Origin of the sequence: Bacillus sp. SD088, assembly GCF_017355205.1 — a bacterium.
GTDB lineage: Bacteria > Bacillota > Bacilli > Bacillales > Bacillaceae_C > Lederbergia.
Genome location: NZ_JADIJK010000011.1, coordinates 125,245 through 147,503 on the forward strand (window position 1 = coordinate 125,245; position 22,259 = coordinate 147,503).

Annotated in this window: 20 protein-coding genes; 10 read left to right on the plus strand and 10 right to left on the minus strand. The window is 38.5% G+C overall.

Annotated features, from left to right (window positions below; all coding sequences use genetic code 11):
- Positions 1 to 286 precede the first annotated feature (286 nt).
- Positions 287 to 3,796, plus strand: a complete 3,510-nt coding sequence (addB, locus tag IPU53_RS11580; protein WP_207450869.1) for a helicase-exonuclease AddAB subunit AddB — start codon at positions 287 to 289, stop codon at positions 3,794 to 3,796.
- Positions 3,768 to 7,502, plus strand: a complete 3,735-nt coding sequence (addA, locus tag IPU53_RS11585) for a helicase-exonuclease AddAB subunit AddA (protein WP_207450870.1) — start codon at positions 3,768 to 3,770, stop codon at positions 7,500 to 7,502. Before addB ends, addA begins: the two co-directional genes overlap by 29 nt.
- Positions 7,503 to 7,590: 88 nt before the next feature.
- Here the strand turns inward: addA and IPU53_RS11590 are convergent, their stop codons facing one another.
- From IPU53_RS11590 to IPU53_RS11615, 6 genes are read right to left on the minus strand one after another with little or no spacing between them, the layout of a single operon-like run.
- Positions 7,591 to 7,809: a spore germination protein gene (locus IPU53_RS11590; protein WP_207450871.1), complete on the minus strand. Its 219-nt coding sequence runs from the start codon at positions 7,807 to 7,809 to the stop codon at positions 7,591 to 7,593.
- 3 nt (positions 7,810 to 7,812) lie between these two features.
- Complete coding sequence (locus IPU53_RS11595) at positions 7,813 to 8,205, minus strand: spore germination protein GerPE (protein WP_207450872.1); 393 nt, start codon at positions 8,203 to 8,205, stop codon at positions 7,813 to 7,815.
- On the minus strand, positions 8,192 to 8,383 hold the full coding sequence (locus IPU53_RS11600; protein WP_207450873.1) for a spore gernimation protein GerPD: 192 nt from the start codon (positions 8,381 to 8,383) through the stop codon (positions 8,192 to 8,194). Before IPU53_RS11600 ends, IPU53_RS11595 begins: the two co-directional genes overlap by 14 nt.
- Positions 8,380 to 8,976 carry a spore germination protein GerPC gene (gene gerPC / locus IPU53_RS11605; RefSeq protein ID WP_207450874.1) on the minus strand — a complete coding sequence of 199 codons (597 nt, stop codon included), beginning with the start codon at positions 8,974 to 8,976 and terminating at the stop codon, positions 8,380 to 8,382. The genes IPU53_RS11600 and gerPC overlap by 4 nt, the downstream gene beginning before the upstream one ends.
- A gap of 28 nt (positions 8,977 to 9,004) precedes the next feature.
- Positions 9,005 to 9,223 carry a spore germination protein GerPB gene (locus tag IPU53_RS11610; protein WP_207450876.1) on the minus strand — a complete coding sequence of 73 codons (219 nt, stop codon included), beginning with the start codon at positions 9,221 to 9,223 and terminating at the stop codon, positions 9,005 to 9,007.
- A 22-nt stretch (positions 9,224 to 9,245) separates the two neighbouring features.
- A complete protein-coding gene (locus IPU53_RS11615) occupies positions 9,246 to 9,467 on the minus strand; it encodes a spore germination protein (protein ID WP_207450878.1) in 222 nt (73 codons plus the stop codon).
- Between the two features lie 175 nt (positions 9,468 to 9,642).
- Here IPU53_RS11615 and IPU53_RS11620 point away from each other — a divergent pair, with 175 nt between their 5' ends.
- The 3 genes from IPU53_RS11620 to IPU53_RS11630 all read left to right on the plus strand — a co-directional run bounded on the left by IPU53_RS11620 (position 9,643) and on the right by IPU53_RS11630 (position 12,813).
- Positions 9,643 to 10,815, plus strand: a complete 1,173-nt coding sequence (locus IPU53_RS11620) for a DUF418 domain-containing protein (RefSeq protein ID WP_207450880.1) — start codon at positions 9,643 to 9,645, stop codon at positions 10,813 to 10,815.
- A 136-nt stretch (positions 10,816 to 10,951) separates the two neighbouring features.
- Positions 10,952 to 11,326 carry a YisL family protein gene (locus tag IPU53_RS11625; protein ID WP_207450882.1) on the plus strand — a complete coding sequence of 125 codons (375 nt, stop codon included), beginning with the start codon at positions 10,952 to 10,954 and terminating at the stop codon, positions 11,324 to 11,326.
- Between the two features lie 86 nt (positions 11,327 to 11,412).
- The gene (locus IPU53_RS11630) at positions 11,413 to 12,813 is read left to right on the plus strand and encodes an alpha-amylase family glycosyl hydrolase (protein WP_207450884.1); all 1,401 of its coding nucleotides are present in this window, start codon (positions 11,413 to 11,415) and stop codon (positions 12,811 to 12,813) included.
- A gap of 112 nt (positions 12,814 to 12,925) precedes the next feature.
- Here the strand turns inward: IPU53_RS11630 and IPU53_RS11635 are convergent, their stop codons facing one another.
- From IPU53_RS11635 to IPU53_RS11645, 3 genes are all read right to left on the minus strand, one after another.
- Positions 12,926 to 13,417, minus strand: a complete 492-nt coding sequence (locus tag IPU53_RS11635; RefSeq protein ID WP_207450886.1) for a YajQ family cyclic di-GMP-binding protein — start codon at positions 13,415 to 13,417, stop codon at positions 12,926 to 12,928.
- A 160-nt stretch (positions 13,418 to 13,577) separates the two neighbouring features.
- Complete coding sequence (locus IPU53_RS11640; RefSeq protein ID WP_207450888.1) at positions 13,578 to 13,712, minus strand: DUF3941 domain-containing protein; 135 nt, start codon at positions 13,710 to 13,712, stop codon at positions 13,578 to 13,580.
- Positions 13,713 to 13,769: 57 nt separating this feature from the next.
- Positions 13,770 to 14,630 carry a DegV family protein gene (locus IPU53_RS11645; RefSeq protein WP_207450890.1) on the minus strand — a complete coding sequence of 287 codons (861 nt, stop codon included), beginning with the start codon at positions 14,628 to 14,630 and terminating at the stop codon, positions 13,770 to 13,772.
- 187 nt (positions 14,631 to 14,817) lie between these two features.
- Between IPU53_RS11645 and IPU53_RS11650 the strand changes: the two genes are divergently transcribed.
- From IPU53_RS11650 to clpB, 3 genes are all read left to right on the plus strand, one after another.
- Complete coding sequence (locus IPU53_RS11650; RefSeq protein WP_207450892.1) at positions 14,818 to 15,615, plus strand: alpha/beta fold hydrolase; 798 nt, start codon at positions 14,818 to 14,820, stop codon at positions 15,613 to 15,615.
- Positions 15,616 to 15,705: 90 nt separating this feature from the next.
- Positions 15,706 to 16,014 carry a metal-sulfur cluster assembly factor gene (locus IPU53_RS11655; RefSeq protein WP_207450893.1) on the plus strand — a complete coding sequence of 103 codons (309 nt, stop codon included), beginning with the start codon at positions 15,706 to 15,708 and terminating at the stop codon, positions 16,012 to 16,014.
- Positions 16,015 to 16,144: 130 nt separating this feature from the next.
- On the plus strand, positions 16,145 to 18,757 hold the full coding sequence (gene clpB, locus IPU53_RS11660) for an ATP-dependent chaperone ClpB (RefSeq protein ID WP_313886476.1): 2,613 nt from the start codon (positions 16,145 to 16,147) through the stop codon (positions 18,755 to 18,757).
- Between the two features lie 683 nt (positions 18,758 to 19,440).
- Here clpB and IPU53_RS11665 read toward each other — a convergent pair.
- Positions 19,441 to 19,626, minus strand: coding sequence for a YjzD family protein (locus IPU53_RS11665; protein ID WP_207450895.1), 186 nt, complete (start codon positions 19,624 to 19,626; stop codon positions 19,441 to 19,443).
- A gap of 212 nt (positions 19,627 to 19,838) precedes the next feature.
- Here IPU53_RS11665 and IPU53_RS11670 point away from each other — a divergent pair, with 212 nt between their 5' ends.
- Positions 19,839 to 20,420, plus strand: coding sequence for a hypothetical protein (locus IPU53_RS11670; RefSeq protein WP_207450897.1), 582 nt, complete (start codon positions 19,839 to 19,841; stop codon positions 20,418 to 20,420).
- Positions 20,421 to 20,931: 511 nt separating this feature from the next.
- Positions 20,932 to 21,864, plus strand: coding sequence for a beta-ketoacyl-ACP synthase III (locus IPU53_RS11675; protein ID WP_207450898.1), 933 nt, complete (start codon positions 20,932 to 20,934; stop codon positions 21,862 to 21,864).
- Positions 21,865 to 22,259: the final 395 nt, after the last annotated feature.

Below are 22,259 nucleotides of genomic sequence, written 5' to 3' on the forward strand. Positions count from 1 at the left end.
GTTACATAAAAATCATGCTAAAGTTACCTGTATACAGGTAACTTTTTTTGAGAGATAAGAAACTATAAATTTTGGCTAGTGTTTTGATCTAGCTCCAGCGCCTAGCCCCTCGAGGTCAAATAACCTGAGCCAATAAAAGTCAAAATCGGACTTTTTTTGTCAGAACATTTGCTTGTCGGGGCTGAGCAAGACGCTTGCGCTTTTATTATAGGAATATATGTTCTTTATGTTATAATAAAATTATTAAAGTAATTATACCCTCCATAAATAAAAGGAGTTGGAATAGATGTCTTTTCGATTTGTAATTGGGCGTTCAGGAACTGGAAAAACGACCATGTTTTTAAATGAAATAAAAGAGAAATTGGAAAATGAACCAAACGGACATCCGATTTTATATATTGTTCCAGAACAAATGACCTTTTTGTCCGAAACCCAGCTAATCCATACATCTGGCATTTCCGGGATGATCCGTGCTCAAGTGTATAGCTTAACAAGACTCGCTTGGCGTGTTCTACAGGAAACAGGTGGAGCAGGACGGAATCGGATTACGAGTACAGGTATAAATATGTTCATTCGTAAAATTGTTGAAGATCATAAAGAAGAGCTAAAGCTATTTAAGAAAGCTTCGGATAAAACGGGATTTATTCAGCAAATCGAAACAGCGTTAACTGAATTTCAGCATTATTGTATTACACCTGAAGAACTGGCTGAGAAAAAAACAGACTTAGCATTCGGAGCCGCAACACGGGTGCTTGCTGATAAATTGCATGACCTAGAACTTTTATATCGCAAGTTTATTCAGGGGTTAGAAGGAAAGCATATAGGGACAAATGATTATTTAGATTTACTTGCAGAATCCATTAAAGATTCTAGCTATCTAAAAAACGCGGAGATTTATATAGATGGATTCCATCATTTCACACCACAGGAATATCGAGTGATTGAGGAATTGACGAAGCACTGTAAACGAGTTTCGATCGCCCTTGTGCTTGATCGCCCATTTAAATACGGGATGATGCCAGATGACTTATATCTATTTAGAACGGCAGGGGAAACCTATTCTCGATTGTTTGAGCTTACACGTTCTAATCAAGTTGAACTAGAGGACGATGTCTTTTTATATCATACAAAGAGATTCGAAGAAGCAAGCTTACAACATCTACAGTCACAGTTTGAAAGGCGGCCCCTTCAAGCTTATTCCGAATCTCCAGCGATTGAATTAAAGATCGCTACAAATCGTCGGTCAGAAATAGAAGGAATCGCTAGGGAAATTCGTCGGATTGTTATGGAAGATGGATTTAGATATAAAGATATCGCGATTCTGTTGAGAAATGAACATGAATATCAGGAAATACTAGAAACGGTGTTCTACGATTATGATATTCCCTTTTTTCTTGATCAAAAACGGACGATGCTCAATCATCCTTTGATTGAATTTATTCGCAGTGCTCTGGAAGTGATCAGTAATCAATGGCGATATGAACCTGTTTTTCGAATGGTGAAAACGGACCTTTTATTTCCACTAAATGAAAATCTATCGAGACTAAGAGAGAAAATGGATCGACTTGAAAATTATTGTTTGGCCAATGGAATAAAAGGAGAGCAATGGACAAATTCAAATAAATGGATATATAAACGTTACGCTGGTTTGGAACTGGAAAATCTACCGCAAACAGAGGAAGAAAGAGAGCTAGAGGATGAAATAAATGCGTCTCGCCAGCTCGTTGTCGCGCCATTAAAAAAATTAGCTAGACGAATGAAAAAGGCGCAAAATGGCCGAGAATTATGTGAAGCTGTCTATCTCTTGTTGGAGGAACTGGAAATTCCGAGAAAACTTGAAGTACGGAGTGTCGAAGCAGAGAAGATAGGAAGATTACATGCAGCTAGGGAGCATGACCAAGCATGGGATATGGTCATGGGATTATTAGATGAATTTGTTGAAATCCTAGGTGATGAGCCATTATCTATCACAAAATTTATTACGATATTGGATGCAGGATTAGAGGCTGCGAAGTTTTCTTTGATCCCACCTGCTATCGACCAAGTCACTGTTGCCAATATGGAATTATCCAGACTCTCTTATGTGAAAGTTGCTTTTATAGCAGGATTGAATGATGGTGTTCTACCAGCGAGCTTTGAAAATGATGGTGTTTTTTCAGATGAGGATCGGACAAGTCTAGAACAAACGGGGATAAAACTAGCTCAAAGTGGCAAGGACCTTGCTTTGGATGAGGATTTTATTGCTTATCGGGCTCTGACGATTTCGAGTCAGCAAATATATGTTTCTTATCCACTTGCAAATCAAGAAGGAAAAGCGCTATTGCCTTCTCCATACTTAAAAAGAATTCAAACATTATTTCCAGAAATGAAAACAAGCTATGAAGTGAATGAACCAATTGAGTTAGATTTTGAGGAACAATTATCCTATATCTCTCATCCGACTACAGCTATTGCCTATTTATCAAGACAATTGCAAATGATGACAAGAAATTATCCGGCCGCTGATTTTTGGTGGGATGTGTATAATTTTTTTATAGATCATCCAGAACGAAAAATAAAAGCAGAGCGCATTTTTTCCAGCTTGTTTTCTCATAATCAGACGAAAAAATTATCAGATGAAACAAGTCAAGCGTTGTATGGAAAGGAAATAGTAGCAAGTGTGTCAAGGATGGAACTATTTCATGCTTGTCCATTTTCGCATTTTAGTGCACATGGGCTGCGGTTACATGAAAGAGATATTTTTCGATTGGAGGCCCCTCATATAGGGGATCTATTCCATGCAGCCTTAAAATGGATCGCTAACAAAATCAGACATCAGGACTTAGAGTGGAGACTACTAAAATATTCGGAATGTGTAAAATTAGCGAAAGAGGCAGTACATGAGTTAGCTCCTAAGCTCTTAAACCAAATATTATTAAGTTCCAATCGTTATTTTTATATAAAGAGAAAACTGGAACAAATTATTGCTAGAGCCACTTTTACTCTTGGACAACATGCACAATCGAGTGAATTTGACCCTGTCGGAATAGAGTTGGCTTTTGGTCCATCTAAAGATTTGCCGCCTTTGACCTTTTCTTTGAAAAACGGGACAAAAATGCAGCTTCAAGGGAGAATTGATCGGGTAGATAAAGCTGAAGATGAGAATGGGCTCTACTTAAGGGTGATCGATTATAAATCTAGTGCAAGAGCATTGGATTTAAATGAAGTTTTATATGGATTGTCTTTACAAATGTTGACCTATTTAGATATTGTCATCACTCACGCACCGCGATTAATTGGAACAGATGCCATTCCAGCAGGTGTTCTCTATTTCCATGTTCATAATCCGATGGTGGAAAGTGAGCAAAATTTATCCGAAGATCAAATTGAAAAGGAAATTTTAAAGCAATTTAAAATGAAAGGTCTGCTTCTTGGACAAGCAGATGCAATTCAATTAATGGATACTTCCTTAACCTCTGGGACATCGAATCATATCCCGGCTGGTTTGAAAAAAGACGGTCACATAACTTCTAAAACCAGTGCCGCTAGCCGCGAAGATTTTGGCGCTTTGCAACATTATGTAAGAAAACTCTATAAAGATTCCGGTGATCGGATTATGGAAGGCCAGGTAGATATTGCTCCATATAAGCTAAATGATCGAACACCATGTCAGTTTTGTGCTTTTAAACCTGTTTGTCAGTTTGATCCTTCACAAGAGGAAAATGATTATCGCCTGATCCCCAAACGAACAGTGGACAATGCTTTGGCGACGATAAAGGAGGCTGTCTATGAAAACGAACATTCCCATAAAGCCTAAATCTGTTACATGGACAGATGATCAATGGAAGGCCATTATGGCAAAAGGACAAGATATTTTAGTTGCTGCAGCAGCAGGCTCAGGAAAAACGGCCGTTCTGGTAGAGCGGATCATAAAAAAAATAACAGCCAAGGATGACCCAGTGAATGTCGACCAACTTCTGGTCGTTACATTCACCAATGCGGCGGCTGCGGAAATGAGACATAGGATTGGCGAGGCTTTAGAAAAGGCGATTGAGGAAGAGCCAGGATCGACTCATTTACGCAGACAATTAGGACTCTTAAATAGTGCTTCCTTCTCCACATTGCATTCATTTTGCTTAAATGTGGTGAGAAGTCATTACTATTTGGTTGATATTGATCCAGGCTTTCGAATTGCTGATCAAACAGAGGCTGATCTTCTTCGGGATGAAGTGCTGGACGATGTTTTTGAATATGAATATGGCTTGGAAGAAAATGAAGCTTTTTTCCAGCTTGTCGATACGTTCACAAATGATCGAAGTGATCATGCTTTACAAGAATTAGTATTTAAATTGTATGATTTTTCACGGTCACACCCTAATCCTGATCAATGGTTAGAGCAAATTGTGATGATGTATGATCTCAAAGATGATCAGGTGATTGATGAGTTACCGTTTATGAATGCATTAAAATTTGATATTCAGCTTCAGTTAGCAGCAGCAAAGGATATGCTTCGTTCAGCAGAGGAAATCGCCCAACTTCCTGGAGGACCTTCTCCAAGGGAAGATAACTATCTTGATGATCTTTTAATTGTAAAAGACCTAGAAGAGGCCTATTTGCAAGGTTGGGAAAAGCTTTATGAAAGAATGAATCAATGGAAATTCTCAAGGGCAAAAACCTGTAAGGGAGAGGAATATGACCCCGAATTGATCGAGGAAGCGGATCAATATCGAAAACAGGCCAAAGCGATATTAGAAAAATTGAAAAAAGAGCTTTTTTCAAGAAAGCCAGCTTCATTTTTAAAAGATATGAAAGAAATGAAAGTGGTTCTAAAAAACTTAATCGAATTAGTAAAGACTTTTGCCCAGCAATATTCATTGAAAAAGGCAGAGAAAGCACTTGTCGATTTTGCTGATTTGGAACATCTCTGTTTAGAAATTCTATTAAATAAAGAAGATTCATTGATCAGCCCTTCGGAAATTGCCCTCTCCTATCGTAATCAGTATAAAGAGGTTATGGTGGATGAATATCAAGATGTCAATTTGGTTCAAGAAACCATTCTACGCCTTGTCACAGCTGAAAGTGAGAATGATGGAAATTTATTTATGGTTGGGGATGTGAAGCAATCCATTTATCGTTTTCGCTTAGCAGAACCGAACCTTTTCCTGGATAAATATTTACGGTTTTCTTCTAGAGGTGAAGAATCTGGGCTGCGGATTGATTTATCTAAGAATTTCCGCAGTCGACGAGAAGTTTTAGAAGGTGTTAATTTTATCTTTAAACAAATTATGGGGTCGACAGTGGGGGAAATAGAATATAGTCGAGATGCGGAGTTAGTCAAGGGAGCGGGATACACAGAAATTGAATCAGATCGTTTTCCAGTAGAAATTGCGCTTGTTGATCGATCAGATGAGCGTGAAGAGCCACCAGCTGAAAATGAAGATCACGAGCTAATGGAACTTGAACAATCACAATTAGAAGCTCGTTTCATCGCCCAAAAAATTAGGACCATAATCGATGAGCGAAAAACTATCTATCATGTAAAATCGCAAGAGGAAAAACCAGTCCGATACAAAGATATTGTCATCCTTGTACGTTCACTCGGAACGGCGCCAAATATTGTTGATGAATGTAAAAGCCTAGGAATACCGGTTTACGCAGATTTATCGACGGGTTATTTTGAAGCAATAGAAGTGTCCATTATGCTGTCTTTGTTAAAAGTGATAGATAATCCAGATCAAGATATTCCACTTGCTGCTGTACTTCGTTCCCCGATTATCGGACTAAATGAGGAAGAGCTTGCTCATATTCGGATCCAATCGAGGAAAAAAAGCTATTATCATGCTATGAAGCAATTTATTGCCACTTTACCTGACCCGAAATATACACGGGCACATCAGCGTGTATCACAGCTATTTTCCCAATTAGACGAATGGAGAAGTATGGCTAGAGAAGGCTCCTTATCAGAATTAATCTGGCAATTATACCGTGACACTGACTACTATGAATTTGTTGGTGGACTCCCTGGAGGAAAACAACGTCAAGCAAATCTTCGTGTCTTATATGATCGGGCTTGTCAATATGAGATAACCTCTTTTCAAGGTTTATTTCGTTTTCTAAGATTTATTGAGAGAATGCAAGAGCGAGGAAATGATTTAGGTGTAGCTCGAACGCTCGGTGAGGAAGAAGATGTCGTTCGTATTATGACCATTCATTCCAGTAAAGGGTTGGAATTTCCGGTCGTCTTTGTTGGGGGAATTGGAAAAAAATTTAATATGAGGGATATTCAAAGCAGTTTCTTATTTGATAAGGAATATGGATTTGCGAGTAAATACGTCAACCCAGAAAGAAGGATCTCTTATCCTTCACTACCGCAAATCGCTTTACGGAAAAAGAAAAAAATGGAACTATTAGCAGAAGAAATGAGAATTTTATACGTTGCTATGACAAGAGCAAAGGAAAAATTGTATTTAATTGGCAGTGTAAAGAATCTCGAAAAAGCAGTGGAAAAATGGTCAAATGTAGTGAGAACATCTGGATGGTTACTTCAAGACCACGAACGAGCAGCTGCGACCTCTTATTTGGACTGGATCGGCAGAGCGCTCATAAGGCATGAACAAACGGAGGTTTTTTCAAACGGAATGGAGTTCAATCCACTTCAGCATCCTTCGCAATGGAGAATTGAGATTGTAAATCAAAATTCTTTGCTAGAGAAAAGGGGTGAGAAGGAGGCGATTGATGGAGAATGGTTGAAGAATGTTCGTGAAGGAGAGGTTATCCCAGTTACTTCACCTGTAAAAGAAGTGATCTATAAAAGATTGGATTGGAAGTATCCACATTCAATAGCCACAGAAAAGATGTCGAAGCAATCGGTGACAGAGCTTAAAAGACTTTTTGAAATAAAGGATGAGGCAAGCGGCACTCAACTGGTCAATCAGGTGCAAAAACCTTTGTATGATCGGCCAAAGTTCATGAAGAAAAAAGGCCAATTATCCTCAACCGAAATTGGAACAGCGATGCATACAGTGATGCAACACATTAATCTTTCACTCCCTCCGACATTAGCATCCATTGAAGAGCTGTTGGATGAACTTATAGGCAAGGAAATCCTTACATTGGAGCAAATGGAAGTTATTCCAAGTGAGCAAATTGTTCATTTCTTTGAACAAAAGCTGGGGAAGGCATTACTAACAGCAAATAAAGTATATCGTGAAGTGCCTTTTACGATGGGAATTCCCGCACATAGAATATATTCTGATTGGGAAAGTCAAGAGGAGAATATTTTGGTGCAAGGAATTATTGATTGTGTTTGGGAAAACGATGAGGGGATATTTCTATTAGATTACAAAACAGATACGATCCAAGGGAAGTTTCCAGGTGGTTTTGCACAAGCCAAACCCATTCTTGCTAAACGTTATCAAGCACAGTTAGATCTCTATGAGCAAGCGCTACAGGAGATATGGGGAGTTCCTGTAAAAGAGAAATATTTATATTTCTTTGATGGAGGTCATTTATTGTCCTTATAAAACTCGTACTTACTCTATTGTTGCTTGGTAACTAGAAAAAGAGGAGTGTCCAAAAAAGCCAGCTCACCGCCTTTTTTGGACAGCCTTTTTAATTATTTCCAATAGTCGGCTGATCAATTAAATTAGTATCAACCGTTCCATTTGCACTAATTCCATTCAAGACAGCAATTAATGCCCCAGTACTGTTGGAACCAGATCCTGCGGTTGCTTTGCTATTTGTTTTTGGAGAGATAACAGCCGTATCTCCAAAATGCACAGTTCCGCCCTCTACATTAAAAATTTGTACAGGTCCAATTAAAGCAGGCATTTTTTATTCTCCTTCCTCTTCATTTAGGGTTTCAGCTGGTAGATGTCTTATATGATGAACTCTTGAATCCATGAATACATTACGAGTGCTTCCAATTTGAGTAATGGCAGAAGCGGACAGTCCCTTGATTTTGATACTTCGTACTTGAATATTCGGTAAAGCATTATATTTTTCAATTCTGGGAAGCTCAGGGAGTGGCGGCATAGATGGAGTTTCAGAAAAAATAGCATATGCATCAAAATTTCCTTCATTACCAAAAAAGATTTCCTCTTTGCGGTGATCCGCCAATGCCCGGGAGAAGCCTCTTGTTTGAACCGTATCACCAATTTCAAGAATGGAGCTGAAAATTATATTGGTGATATTAATGGTTCGAACCATTGAATTACGTTTCCACATTTTCATTCTCCAATGGAAGTGGAAAGGGTCCGATAATTATGGATTCTGGTGGGGTATCGAAAGAGGAGGCTAATTGAATCGTGTCCGCATCTCCAACTAATAATAATGAAGAGGTTGTAACACCTGTAATTTTGATATCTCCCACACAAAGTTCTCGATTAATGACATGTAAATTCATCCTAAGTCTCCTTTTTTATTTTCTTGCCCTTGAGGTACTTGGGATATAAAAGCATAGATCCCCTGATGAATGTCTTCAACAATCTGCTGATAAATATTCTCTGTTTGCTGCTCCTCTGTTTGCTCTCGATTTGAATGATGTAAGGATTGCTGAATATAATGGTCGATTCTAGCGGGCAATTGTTTTTGAATATCTTCTTTGATGAGCTTTCTATGCTGGATATCTAGTTTCTTATCCACCTTTTTTTCCGTTTCTTCTACAATTGTATCCACTTTCTCATCTAGGTGTTGATTTACCATTTCGACAAGCTGTTCCTTTAATTGCGTACGATCGCTATATGGTTTTAGGGGCAGTGACATGTCTTCGATGCTATCAAGGTCAGAAGGGTTTAATCCAATGTTTAATGTCCCTTCCAATGTCTCGACTTTTAATTGATCAAATTTATATTCTAATTTTTCCACAACGATGGACGGTTTCTGCTTCAATTGCTTAAGCTCCGTATTTATTGTATCTAGAGAAGTTTTTAGCTGTTTCAGTTCTTTTTGCTGATGTTGGACTTGTTCGTACAGTTGTTGTAAATAATAAGGGTCCATTTTGCACCACCTTCCAACGGAATATTCATTAGCTCAAAGGAACAAGGCTCGGTTCTGCCATTGTTTCCCCGACGGTTTCAAGGTTTTTTGGTACCGCTGGCGCTGGAGTTGTGTAACCTCCTGTGTTGTAGAGATGAGAAGAAGGGGTGATCACACCAGCAGTTCCGATTTGCAGAACCGAGGAATTGGTTAGAGCACCAATCTTAATCGCTTGGATATGAATAGTTTGTTGAACATGAATCGTCATAACATTCTCTCCTAATAAAAATTTATAGCGTAAACATGATGCCTTGATCAAGTGTATCGTTGTCATACGTATTTGTAGCAGAATAATGGTTCGTAACAGTGATTTCATCTCCTGTATTAAATGATCCAGCTCCTGCAAATACTTTAGATGAAGAAACAGGATGTAGTTGAAAAACATCCCCAACATTAAAAATTCCAGAGCCACTTATACTAATGATTTGAACGGCTCCGACAAAACCTGGCATGACCGTTCACTCCTTTTTTCCATTTCTTAAGACATGTTCAATAATGTGGGAATTTTTAATTCGAGAGATTGTAACAATTTAGTTTATGAAAAGGGAAAAGAAATTGTGCTATCATACCAGTAAGGTTAGAATAAATAGGATGCTAAGAAAAGGAGATGGGGGAGAGGGATAAGTGATGGAACGTTCTATAGGACCCACTTTAACAAGGGATCGACTACAGTCGCTTGATAGTTTAAGAGGGTTTTCTCTACTAGGGATTTTTATTGTCAATATGCTCAGTTTTCATTCGCCTTTTAGTTATTATAACCCATATGAATGGTGGCAATATGACGATTTAACCTCTTATATGTGGGTGGATATTTTCGTGCAAGCGAGCTTTTATCCGATATTTGCAATGATGTTTGGCTATGGCATGGTGTTAATGCAGGACCGCTTTCGTATAAAAGATACTTCATTTTTGAAGGTAAGTGTGCGCAGGCTTCTCGTCCTACTGGTATTTGGAATCATTCATGCTTTTCTCGTTTGGCATGGAGATATTCTTATTACATACGCATTAATGGGATTATTATTACTTCCTATGCTCAGATTATCTGGTCCACTTTTATTATCTATCGGGGCTTCCATATATATACTGCCACAATTATTTATGAGTTTTATATTCATCATGGTATCTGTTATCGATACTTCCACTCTCGGAGAATTTACAGATATTATGAATCTAGAACTTTCTGCTGAGGTTTATGCTGAGGGCACGTTTTGGGAAATCACTCAAAGACGGATTTTAGATTGGTATATGGCGAATGGCCCGGCAAATTTTGTTATGATCATCTTTATGATCCTTCCTTTAATGATGATTGGAGCAGGAGCAGCAAAATTAAAATGGCTAGAAAAAGCGAATCATCGCAAGGGATTATGGACTATAGTATTTTTTGTGTTTTTATTACTTGGTTTGGCTGGAAAGATTCTACCCCTTGCATTTGGACAAACCATTAGTTATCAATACATTCAGGATATGGTCGGGGGGCCATTACTAAGTGTCGCTTATATTGCCATTATCGTCTTATTGATGTCCAATCGGTTTATCGCAAAAATATTCAAACCTCTTGCGAGTGCTGGGAGAATGTCGATCACCATTTATGTAAGCCAATCGATTATTGGGACGTTGATTTTTTATTCATATGGATTAGGTTTATATGGAAAGATATCCGTAGCGGAGGGCACATGGTTAGCAATTGGGATCTTTGTTTTACAAGTTATTTTTGCGGAAATTTGGTTGTCTAAATTTAAGCAAGGTCCTATAGAAAAGCTTTGGCGCATTTTTACTTATGGACGAGATAAGAAGACATGAGCTGCGACTGAGAGTGATAAGAGACAAATGCTACAATATTGTGAAATAGGTGGTTAATTCTGTGGTTTTCAGCCTATATATGATAATATGAAAGCAAATTGTTAATCTGATTGTACTTTGCTAGGGAGGGAAATGAATGTTTGATCGTACGGATGCCCATATTACTACATGGGTGATTGCTATTATTTTGTTTATCGTTGCTGTTGCTCTGCATAAAAGTGGCAAAGAAAAGGCAATGACTATTGTACAAATGATCTTACGTGTTTTTTATTTGTTGATTATCACAACAGGAGTGTTGCTTTTTTCTAAATGGAGCAGCGTTGACCCAGCTCTTTATGGGGTGAAGTTTCTCTTCGGAATAATCGTCATTGGAATGATGGAAATGGTTTTGATCCGGACAAAGCGTGGTAAAAATACAGGCATGTTTTGGACAATTCTTATCATCGCTTTTATCGTCACTTTTTATCTTGGTGCAAGGCTTCCACTTGGTTGGAACTGGTTTGCATCTTAAAAGATGATGTTCAAAAAGTCCAGTAAAAATGACTTTGAACACGTTAAAAAACCGCATGATTGCGGTTTTTTTCTTGGAGGTAATGAATGTTGTTAAAAAAGATAATGATTACAATACTATTTAGCTTATTATTTCTCTTTGTTCCTATCGCTAGTGCAGAAGAACAGCATGGACAAGAATGGCAAGATGAGATGATTTATTCCCTTATGGTTGATCGTTTTTCAGACGGAAATGTGGAGAATAACTTTGATGTCGATGTCAAAGATCCATTGGGTTATCAAGGTGGGGATTTCCAAGGAATTATCGACCAGCTCGATTACATAGAAGAAATGAATTTCACAGCTGTGCAACTTTCTTCTATTTTTACGAACGAAGAAGGTGGATTTCATGGGGAGTGGGTTAAAGATTATACACAGCCCGAGCCTCATTTTGGCACGATGGAGGAATTTAACCAACTTGTAGATGAAGTACACAAAAGAAAAATGAAATTAATTCTGGAAATTCCAGTGATGTCTTCAGAGGAATATCCGAATGTTGAAGACACTCTCTTAGCGGCGACTCGATCTTGGATTGATACTGGGATCGATGGAATTCAGCTGAATCATCTTGGAGAATTATCTTCAAATTATTGGGAACAATTTATTTTGGAAATCAAGAAAGCAAAACCAGATATATGGATTACTGGATTTGAAAAGGACTTAGATCAAACCGAATTAGAGGCTTATGAACAACTTGGATTTGACAGTATGGTGAATGTTCCTGTAAATCACTTATTGAGAGAAGAGTTTTCAGAACCTAATCAATCTTTTCAATCCTTGTTTGATAGATGGGGAGAGAATGAAAAGAATAATCCTCGAAGGTTTGCTTTTTTCGATCATCAATATACACCTAGATTTACAACAGAAATGCTTGCAAACGGGACCTACCCGATCACTGGCTGGAAACAGGCATTAGTATTTTTATATACTCAACCAGAAATTCCGATGATTTATTATGGGACGGAAACGACAGTAGAGGGAGAAGAAATGCCTGAAAATATTCCTTTAATGAATTTTAGGGCCGATAAGGAATTAAGTGAGTATATTGCAACGCTAGGACAAATTCGTAAGGAACAACCAGCCTTAACAAGGGGGACAATTGAAATCCTCTATGAGAAAGATGGGATGGTTGTCTATAAACGACAATACGAATCAGATACGCTTGTGGTTGCGGTCAATAATACGACTAAAGATCAATCGGTTCGTTTAACAAAAGAGCAATTAGAAGCCGAAAAAGAATTAAGAGGTTTACTAAATAGTGATCTCGTGAGAAGTGCAGATGGAGAATATCATCTTGTCATTGATCGAGACCAATCGGAAATCTATAAAATGACGGAAAAAAGTGGATACAATTTTGTATTTATCCTTTCCATTTTCCTTGTATTCGCTCTATTTGGTACGTTTATGTATATAGCATGGCGGAGAGGAAAGAACAAACCGATTGAATAAAATGTTGCCAAAAAGCATCTGAATCTTACTATAAAAGAGGAGCCTTCCAAAAGTCAGTTCATGGACCGTTTTGGAAAGCTCCTCTTTGCTGCTTTACCTTATGTATGAATGATTATCGATAATTGACAAATTGAACATCAATTGGAAGATCAGCCTCTTTGATGAGATGAATGATTTGCTGAAGATCATCACGGTTTTTACCAGTTACGCGAATTTGCTCGTCTTGTGTTTGGCTTTTCACTTTGATTCCACTTTGTTTAATGAGTGTATTGATTTTTTTAGCATTTTCTTTGTCAATTCCTTGAACGATCTTCGCTCTTTGTCGAACCGTACCACCGAAGGCAGATTCAACCTTGCCATAATCCAGATTCTTAATCGCAACTTCTCTCTTGATTAGTTTACTTAGTAATACATCTTTTAGCTGTTTCATTTTAAATTCATCATCAGAAATAAGCACAAGCTCATCATCTTGTAAGTTGATTTCACTTTTACTTCCTTTAAAATCATATCTTGTTTGAATTTCTTTCATGGCAATATTAATCGCGTTCGTGACTTCTGATAAATCTACTTTTGAAACAATATCAAATGAATTTTCTTTTGCCATCTTTTTCCCTCCCATAATATGCTTGCCTTTTATTATAGTAGATTAAAATTGGCGGAAAAACTTTCTGGCCCATCTGATGGGGGTTAAAACGGTATTGAACAGTGCGTGTCGCCTATTTTAAAAAACAAGCAAAAAGAGGAGCGATCACGCTCCCCGAAATTTAAAGATGGTCTGTTTTCTTTGCATACTGCTTTTTCCCGGCTTTACGATTTCTTTCACGTACTTCATTTTTAGCCTCTTGTTCCGCTTGGTTATCCCTAGCCTTTTTGTCGTTATCAGAAGTGGTATAACGCATTTTTCTAATCTCCTTTCATGTGGAAATGATGCTTAGTTTTCCATTTTAGTGGAGGTATTATGCTTGTTCACTGTTTAAGAAAAAAATCGCTAATGTACCTGGACCAGCATGGGAAGCGATCACAGCGCCAATGATATTGATATAGAAATTTTTTGTGCCAAATCGTGCTTCAATCATTTTTTTTATTTCGAGAGCCAATTCTTCATCATCTCCATGGCTTATACCAATCGTCTGATTTTGCAAGTTGACACCGCGCTCCTCCATCACATCTAGCATTCGCTTTAGTAATTTTTTCTTTCCACGAATTTTTTCAATTGGAACAAGTTTTCCATCCTCGACATGAAGAAGAGGTTTAATATTTAGTAATCCACCTAAAAAAGCTGAAGCTTTGGATAGTCGGCCGCCTCTTGCCAAGAAATCTAAATCCTCAACTGTAAACAAATGTTCCATATGCTGACAATGAAATTCAACATCGGCAATAATTTTCTCAAGTGTAGAACCAGCTTTCAATTGTTCAGCTGCTGCTTTTACGCATAATCCATAACCAATAGAGGCACATTTTGTATCAATAATCGTTAGGTTTAATTCTGGGTATTCTTCTTTTACCTGGTCACGGATCATAACAGCAGTTTGGTAAGTACCCGATAATTCAGAGGAAAAAGCAATATACAAGCCTTTCTGTCCTTGTTTTGCTAAATTCGTAAATAATTCCTGGAATCGTTGAGGGGAGACTTGAGACGTTTTGGGCATTTTCCCAGATCGAATTTCTTTGTATATTTCATTCGGTGTTATGGTTTCCAAATCTAAATAATTATTGTTATTTACATGAACTTGGAGAGGAATTAAGTGAATATCTTGCTCTTGAAAATATGATAATGGCAAATCAGATGCACTGTCTGCAAATAGTTTTACTGTCATCCCGAATCACTCCTATCGCTAAAATATAATAAAGGCGAGGTTAATTTTCTTAAGTGTACCGATTTTATCTGAAAAGTACAATCACTATTTGGGAAAAGACAGGTAAAACTGCACACCATTTGGCACTTAATCGTTATAGTGATAAGATAAAGATACTTGAAAGTCAATTTTGTAAAGGGGAACCAGCATGATTGAGATTCATAATGAAAAGGTAAAAAATATTCCACTTCTCCATGTTGTAAAGAGCGAGCATCGGAATCTTGTTCGACCGATGGTGTTTTTTATTCATGGATTTACATCCGCAAAAGAGCATAATCTTCACTTTGCTTATTTATTGGCAGAAAAAGGATTCCGGGTCGTTTTACCGGATGTTGATCTTCATGGTGAAAGAAATAATCAGCAAACCCGCAAAGAAATGATGTTCCAGTTTTGGAGAATCGTTGTACAGACAATTGCTGAATTAGAAGAGATAAAAAATGAATTCGTTGATAGAGAACTGGCTGAAGCTGAGAATGTCGGACTTGTTGGCACTTCAATGGGTGGCATAGTTACTTTTGGAGCCTTGACACAATATAAATGGATTAAAGCAGCTGTTTCCTTAATGGGAAGTCCTAATTATGAGAAATTAGCAAAAAGACAAATCGCCCAATTAAAAAAAGCGGGGATACAGCTTCCCTTTTCAGACGAAGAGTTGGAGCGTGAATATGAAATTTTAAAGCGATTTGATTTGAGTGTGAGCCCAGAAAAACTAGCACAACGCCCTCTATTGATTTGGCACGGAAAACAAGACCCGATTGTGCCATTTCAGCCCACATATGATTTTTATAAGAAACACAAAGAGGAATATACAGAAGTACCTGCCAATCTCCAATTTATTATAGAAGAGAAAACTGGGCATAAGGTAAGCCGTGAGGCGCTTTTAAAAACAGTGGATTGGTTTGACGAACATTTATCTCCTCAACATGATACTGCAATAAATATATAGGATATAGAACTTGAGATCATTTTAGTTTGATTTTTTGACTATTTTGGTATGATAGAAGCAAGGAAACACTTCTAAAAGGAGGAAAAAAGCATGGATGAGGCTTTGAAAGAAAATATATTTGGTGCACTAGAACAAGTGATTGACCCTGAACTCGGTATTGATATTGTCAATCTAGGATTGGTGTATGATGTTGATATGGATGAAAATGGATCAACCAAAGTGACGATGACATTAACATCAATGGGCTGTCCATTAGCCCCTGTCATTGTTGATCAGGTGAATGCTGCACTTGCGGATATACCAGAGGTGAAAGAACTGGATGTCGATATCGTTTGGAGTCCACCTTGGTCAAAAGATAAAATGTCACGTTATGCAAAAATCGCTTTGGGTATATCTTAAAAAAGACTAACCGAGTATTTACTATGTTAGGTAAGTTCATTGACAGAATGGCGGAAAGCTCCTTTTGGAAGCCTTCCGCTGTTTTTCGTAAGGAAAAGATAAGAGCAAATGCACGAGAGGATGTGATTAGGTGGATCTAAGCAATATGACGATGACCATGCAGGAGGGGTTTGTTGAGGCACAGCAAAAAGCCATAAAGGAGAACCATCCTGAACTGGATATTATTCATCTATGGTATGCCTTATTGGAGAAAAATGATAGCTTATTGGCTGGTTTATATGAACGTTTAGGAATAGGGAAAAGTGAAATTCAGCAACAAATTGATCAGTATATTGCAGCAAAACCTGAAGTGACAGGGGAAGGAATCAGAGGCGGACAGTATCTTAGTTCGGACCTCCAGAATTTAGTGAGGACGGCAGAAACAGTGAAGGCAAAAATGGACGATGAGTATGTATCTGTTGAGCATATGGCCTTAGCTTTAATGAAGCTGCCTCACAATGAAATATGCAAATTTTTAGCTCAAAAAGGGATCACAGAAAAAAATCTAAAAAATGAAATTGACCGGATTAGAGGAGGACAGCATGTGACTTCACAAAACCCTGAAGCAACGTATGAAGTATTGAAAAAATATGGAAGAGACCTTGTTGCAGAAGTAAAGGAAGGGAAGCTTGACCCTGTTATTGGCCGCGACCCGGAGATACGGAATGTTGTACGTATTTTATCAAGAAAAACAAAAAATAATCCGGTTTTAATTGGGGAACCGGGTGTTGGAAAAACAGCAATTGTTGAAGGGCTGGCGCAAAGAATTGTTAGGAAAGATGTACCAGAAGGACTAAAGGATAAAACCATTTTTTCTCTTGATATCGGTTCCTTAATTGCAGGGGCAAAATTTCGCGGTGAATTTGAAGAACGCTTAAAAGCTGTATTACAAGAAGTGAAGAAAAGTAAAGGAGCGATTCTTCTTTTTATTGATGAAATTCATACGATTGTAGGAGCTGGAAAAACAGAGGGAGCAATGGATGCCGGCAATATGTTAAAACCAATGCTGGCACGAGGGGAACTACACTGCATTGGTGCAACCACATTAGATGAATATCGACTTTATATTGAAAAAGATGCTGCTTTAGAGCGTCGTTTTCAAAAAGTACTAGTCACAGAGCCAACTGCAGAAGATACGATTTCTATCTTACGTGGGCTAAAAGAACGTTTTGAAATTCACCATGGGGTCAATATTCATGACCGCGCTTTAGTGGCTGCAACAACCCTATCTGATCGCTATATAACTGATCGTTTCCTTCCAGATAAGGCGATAGACCTTGTAGATGAGGCTTGTGCTAATATCCGCGTAGAAATTGATTCGATGCCAACAGAGCTTGATGAAGTAACAAGAAGAGTGATGCAATTGGAAATTGAAGAAGCAGCTCTTCGGAAAGAAGAGGATGTAGCTAGCAAAGAACGCCTCGAAATCCTTCAAAAGGAATTAGCAGATCTAAAAGAAAAAGCGGATGAAATGAAGGCGAAATGGCAAGCTGAGAAAGATGAAATTTTACAACTTCAGGGAAAAAGAGAAGAATTGGAGAAATTCCGCAGACAGTTAGAGGACGCTGAAAATCAATATGATCTAAACCGTGCCGCGGAACTCCGCCATGGAAAAATTCCAGCGATTGAAAAAGAGTTGCAAGCAATGGAAGCGAGAGTGATTGCTCATCAAGAAGATGAAAATCGCCTTGTGAAAGAAGAGGTCACAGAGGACGAAATTGCTGAAATTGTTTCACGCTGGACGGGTATCCCTGTCATGAAATTGGTTGAAGGGGAAAGAGAGAAATTATTAAAATTGGGATCCATTTTGCATAAGCGTGTGATAGGACAAGATGAAGCGATTGAACTTGTGAGTAACGCGGTTCTTCGGGCGAGAGCAGGGATCAAGGATCCGAATCGACCGATTGGTTCATTTCTTTTCCTCGGACCTACAGGGGTTGGGAAAACCGAATTGGCAAAAGCTCTAGCAGAAACTCTATTTGACAGTGAGGAGCATATGATTCGTATTGATATGTCCGAGTATATGGAAAAACATGCTGTATCACGTTTAATCGGGGCACCGCCTGGATATGTTGGCTATGAAGAAGGGGGACAACTAACAGAGGCCGTCCGTAGAAAACCTTATTCTGTTATTTTATTGGATGAAATCGAGAAGGCGCATCCTGAAGTTTTTAATATTTTATTACAAGTGCTGGATGATGGACGGATTACCGATTCTCAGGGAAGACGGATTGACTTTAAAAATACAGTGATTATTATGACCTCCAATATTGGTTCAGCTCACCTACTGGAACGCGAAGGGGACCAAGAAGAAATTGACGAAAAAACAAAAGAGCTTGTTTTGGGGCAATTACGAACTGCGTTTCGACCAGAATTTCTCAACAGAATAGATGACACCATTTTGTTCAAACCACTTACATTCAATAATATCGTGGGGATTGTAGAGAAACTAGCCAAAGAACTGCAACAGCGCTTAAATGAACAAAATATACAATTAGAAATGACAGAGGCGGCAAAACGTTTCATTGCTGAGGCGGCATATGATCCAATATATGGTGCTCGTCCGCTCAAAAGATATATGCAAAGTCATATCGAAACGAAACTGGCAAAAGAAATCATTGCCGGGCATGTTCATCCTTTTACAACCTTGAAAATCGATGTAGAAGACGAGCAAATTATAATCAGAAATGCAGTCAATGCCTAAGAACAAAAGCGCAAGCGCCCGTTTAGCGACGTACAAACTTTTTAGGGTTCTAACGAGATAAAGGAAACACCATGAGCTTGGAAAGCGAATGGATGTTGACTTATCGTAGGAAGAAACCGAAAGTTTGCTAGTCGCTGGGCGCTGGAGCTGGATGTCAAGCCGCAACGTAAACAGTTATCCACAGGCCAAGAATTTTATAGTTTCCTTAACAACAAGAAAAGCGCAAGGCGCCCGCCTATCGGCGACAAGCAAATGTTCTGAGACAAAGAAAGGCGTTCTTTGCCTTTCATTGGCTCAGGTTATTTGACCTCGAGCCGATGGCGCCTGGAGCTAGACACCAATTGCAAGGTAAACAGTTATCCACAAGCTACAATTTTATAACTCCCTAAACCACAACAAAAGCGCAAGCGCCCGTTTAGCAACGTACAAACTTTCTTAATATGGATGAAGATGAACGGCTAAAAACGTGCCATCCTGGCGGCAGACTCAAACGCGCCGTCCTGTCGCTTCGTCTGCACTCAGTACATCCTGTACGTCGGAACGCCGATGGACTCGCTCCCTGCGAGCCTCGAGAGGTTAGGAGCTGAAGCAAGGCATCGACCGCAACATAAGCAAGTTATCTTCATTCTAGAGTTTATAAATGCCTAAACATCAAAAAACTCGCCAAAAAATGGCGAGTTTTCTTAACGTTCACTAGCTGGCTGTGGTGATACTGATACTGCCCCGATTAAGGAAACCAAAACAAAGATCACAACACCAAAAATGGACGCAGTTCCAAATTCATATGGAGTACTATTCATAGAGCTAATAACATAACTCACTACATGTCCAAGAATGAAGGCCCATACAAAGGTCATAACGAATTTCATATTACATCCTCCGAAAATTAGTCTATTTTCCTATAATGAATAACTGATACATGAATACTTCAATCATATCATAGGGATAAAAATTAATAAAGTGAAACCTTCCACAGTGATGTTGGTCCATTAAACTTTAAAGGATTGTTGTAATAAAGATAAAGCGGGGGGGAATATGCATAGTCTAATAATAACAGTGCAAATAGGGAGATGAAAAAACGATGAAATCTGCTATTGTTTTAGGAGCACGGCAACAATATGGATTTAAACTATGTGAAGAATTACTGGAACAAGGTTATCAAGTGAATGCAATGGATTTTAATCAATGGCAAACAACTGAGCAGGAAGAAAAATGGTTATTTATTGGAAGGAATGCGAACTTACATTATGCCCCTTTACATGAAAATGAGAATATTTCCGATAATCAAGCCTTAATACTCATTGTCCCCTTAATTGACTTTTATTCGCGGCAGAAAACAGAAGCACACGATGCATTACTCTCTATTTTAAAAAAACTAAATGAATTGCAGGCTCAAACGCCGCTTGTGCTTATTCAGCCATTGACCATACAGCGCTCTTATTCAACATTTTCTCAAGAAATAGAGAAAATCAAGGAAGATAGAATTAAAATGGATGGAGAAGTGTTGGAATATCACATTATGATAGGAAGAGACATGGAAAATGAAGATATTTATTTTAGAGATAACGAAAAAAGTGGATGGATCAGAAATATTGAAAGCGAGAAAATACTTAGTGCTATACGGCGACACATAGAAGAGAGAGTACAAATCGAAGAATCGTAAGGAGAACACCTTTAAGTAAAAATAGTTTGTTGTCCGATCATTCACTGATTTTATTTATCCCGAATTAACTGGCAGTGAGACCCCCACTACAAAAATTTCAGGTAAAAACGAGAATTGTAAGTGGGGGCAACTTCCAGTAAATACCCGATTGGTTCAGGCCTGCAGGACGTAGGTCACAAAGGCGTTGCGACGTACAAGACGTACTAGTGCGGGCGAAACGACAGAATGTCGTACTTTGAGCCTGCCAACAGGATGTTGCGAATTTAGCCTTTGATTCTTTACATTCAGTGGGGGATAAAAAAACTACTGAATGAAGTTTCACTTTATGGAAAAAGAGGGAAAGCTGATTAATTGACGAAGTATATAAGTGAATTAGTCTTACCAATCAAAAGAGGGCAGAAAAGTGTCTGGTGAATGCAGGCAATTTACAATGAAAATGTATGATGGTATACTTAGTACCAAGTCTTAATATATGATGATAATGTTTGTATTTAGAAAGTGGGGGCACAGGATGGGTGTTGGAATAATTGGGATTGGTAAGTATACTCCTGAGAAAGTTTTGACAAATAAGGATTTAGAGCAAATGGTGGATACCTCTGATGAATGGATTCGTACTCGTACAGGAATCGAAGAGAGAAGGATCGCTTCAGATGATATAAATACTTCCGATATGGCCTATCAAGCTGCAAAGCAAGCTATGGAGGATGCTGATGTGTTACCAGAGGAGATTGATTTACTTATGGTCGCAACAGTAACACCAGATCAGCCGTTTCCTACGGTATCTTGTATTCTCCAAGATCGACTAGGTTGTAAAAATGCTGCAGCTATGGATCTTAGTGCTGCGTGTGCGGGATTTATGTATGGTATGATAACAGCTAAGCAGTTTATTGAAACAGGTTCATATAAAAACATATTAGTAGTAGGTGCAGAGAAATTATCGAAAATTACGAATTGGGATGATCGCAATACAGCTGTGTTATTTGGTGATGGGGCTGGTGCAGTGGTTTTAAGCCCTGTTTCCGAAGGCAAAGGCATCCTAGCCTTTGAATTAGGGTCAGATGGATCTGGTGGCAAATATTTGTATCAAGATCAATATATCATGATGAATGGTCGAGAAGTGTTCAAGTTTGCGGTACGTAAAATGGGCGATGCTTCCGTCAATGTGATCGAAAAAGCTGGTCTTACGAAGGATGATGTTGATTTCTTAATTCCGCATCAAGCCAATATCCGTATTATGGAAGCTTCTAGAGAGCGTTTGGAATTACCGATAGAAAAAATGTCAAAAACTATTCATAAATATGGAAATACTTCATCTGCTTCCATCCCACTTTCCTTGTATGACGACTTAGAATCTGGAAAGATTAAAGAAGACGATGTCGTTGTCATGGTAGGTTTTGGTGGAGGTCTTACGTGGGGTGCCATTGTTATGAAGTGGGGGAAATAACAACAAAAGCGGAAGACGGTTGAAATGGGAACTCAGCTAAGCCCACCACGTCCTGCTGGACAGCGGTAAGCAAATGCTTTCCAAGTAGAAAGGGTGCTGTATCCTGATATTTGACCTCGAACTCTACCGCCTAAAGCTAGACAAACGAAATCAGGAACATTAAAATTAATAATTTATAGAGGATGTTCAAAAAGTCCGGTAAAAATAACACTTTGAGATAAGGGATCTTCGATTAAGTACCGACACGTCCTGTGTCAAACCTCGAAGTCACCACATCCTGTGGAAGTTCGTTGGCTTGCCGTCGGCATTGCTGGCAGGACGTCAGCACTTTTAACTGACTTGGTCTTTTTTATCCTCCTTTTTGAACACGCAATTATCCTTCTTTTTTTATTAAA

What these genes read in the sequence shown, in the direction of transcription:
- gerPC (WP_207450874.1), bottom strand. Translation starts at nt 8,976, where the DNA reads ATGGACCCTTATTATTTACAACAACTGTACGAACAAGTCCAACATCAG.
- IPU53_RS11630 (WP_207450884.1), top strand. Translation starts at nt 11,413, where the DNA reads ATGTTGTTAAAAAAGATAATGATTACAATACTATTTAGCTTATTATTT.
- IPU53_RS11645 (WP_207450890.1), bottom strand. Translation starts at nt 14,630, where the DNA reads ATGACAGTAAAACTATTTGCAGACAGTGCATCTGATTTGCCATTATCA.
- IPU53_RS11670 (WP_207450897.1), top strand. Translation starts at nt 19,839, where the DNA reads ATGAAATCTGCTATTGTTTTAGGAGCACGGCAACAATATGGATTTAAA.
- addA (WP_207450870.1), top strand. Translation starts at nt 3,768, where the DNA reads ATGAAAACGAACATTCCCATAAAGCCTAAATCTGTTACATGGACAGAT.
- IPU53_RS11655 (WP_207450893.1), top strand. Translation starts at nt 15,706, where the DNA reads ATGGATGAGGCTTTGAAAGAAAATATATTTGGTGCACTAGAACAAGTG.
- IPU53_RS11600 (WP_207450873.1), bottom strand. Translation starts at nt 8,383, where the DNA reads ATGAATTTACATGTCATTAATCGAGAACTTTGTGTGGGAGATATCAAA.
- IPU53_RS11635 (WP_207450886.1), bottom strand. Translation starts at nt 13,417, where the DNA reads ATGGCAAAAGAAAATTCATTTGATATTGTTTCAAAAGTAGATTTATCA.
- IPU53_RS11625 (WP_207450882.1), top strand. Translation starts at nt 10,952, where the DNA reads ATGTTTGATCGTACGGATGCCCATATTACTACATGGGTGATTGCTATT.
- IPU53_RS11675 (WP_207450898.1), top strand. Translation starts at nt 20,932, where the DNA reads ATGGGTGTTGGAATAATTGGGATTGGTAAGTATACTCCTGAGAAAGTT.
- IPU53_RS11595 (WP_207450872.1), bottom strand. Translation starts at nt 8,205, where the DNA reads ATGTGGAAACGTAATTCAATGGTTCGAACCATTAATATCACCAATATA.
- IPU53_RS11610 (WP_207450876.1), bottom strand. Translation starts at nt 9,223, where the DNA reads ATGACGATTCATGTTCAACAAACTATTCATATCCAAGCGATTAAGATT.
- addB (WP_207450869.1), top strand. Translation starts at nt 287, where the DNA reads ATGTCTTTTCGATTTGTAATTGGGCGTTCAGGAACTGGAAAAACGACC.
- IPU53_RS11620 (WP_207450880.1), top strand. Translation starts at nt 9,643, where the DNA reads ATGGAACGTTCTATAGGACCCACTTTAACAAGGGATCGACTACAGTCG.
- IPU53_RS11590 (WP_207450871.1), bottom strand. Translation starts at nt 7,809, where the DNA reads ATGCCTGCTTTAATTGGACCTGTACAAATTTTTAATGTAGAGGGCGGA.
- IPU53_RS11615 (WP_207450878.1), bottom strand. Translation starts at nt 9,467, where the DNA reads ATGCCAGGTTTTGTCGGAGCCGTTCAAATCATTAGTATAAGTGGCTCT.
- IPU53_RS11665 (WP_207450895.1), bottom strand. Translation starts at nt 19,626, where the DNA reads ATGAAATTCGTTATGACCTTTGTATGGGCCTTCATTCTTGGACATGTA.
- IPU53_RS11650 (WP_207450892.1), top strand. Translation starts at nt 14,818, where the DNA reads ATGATTGAGATTCATAATGAAAAGGTAAAAAATATTCCACTTCTCCAT.
- IPU53_RS11640 (WP_207450888.1), bottom strand. Translation starts at nt 13,712, where the DNA reads ATGCGTTATACCACTTCTGATAACGACAAAAAGGCTAGGGATAACCAA.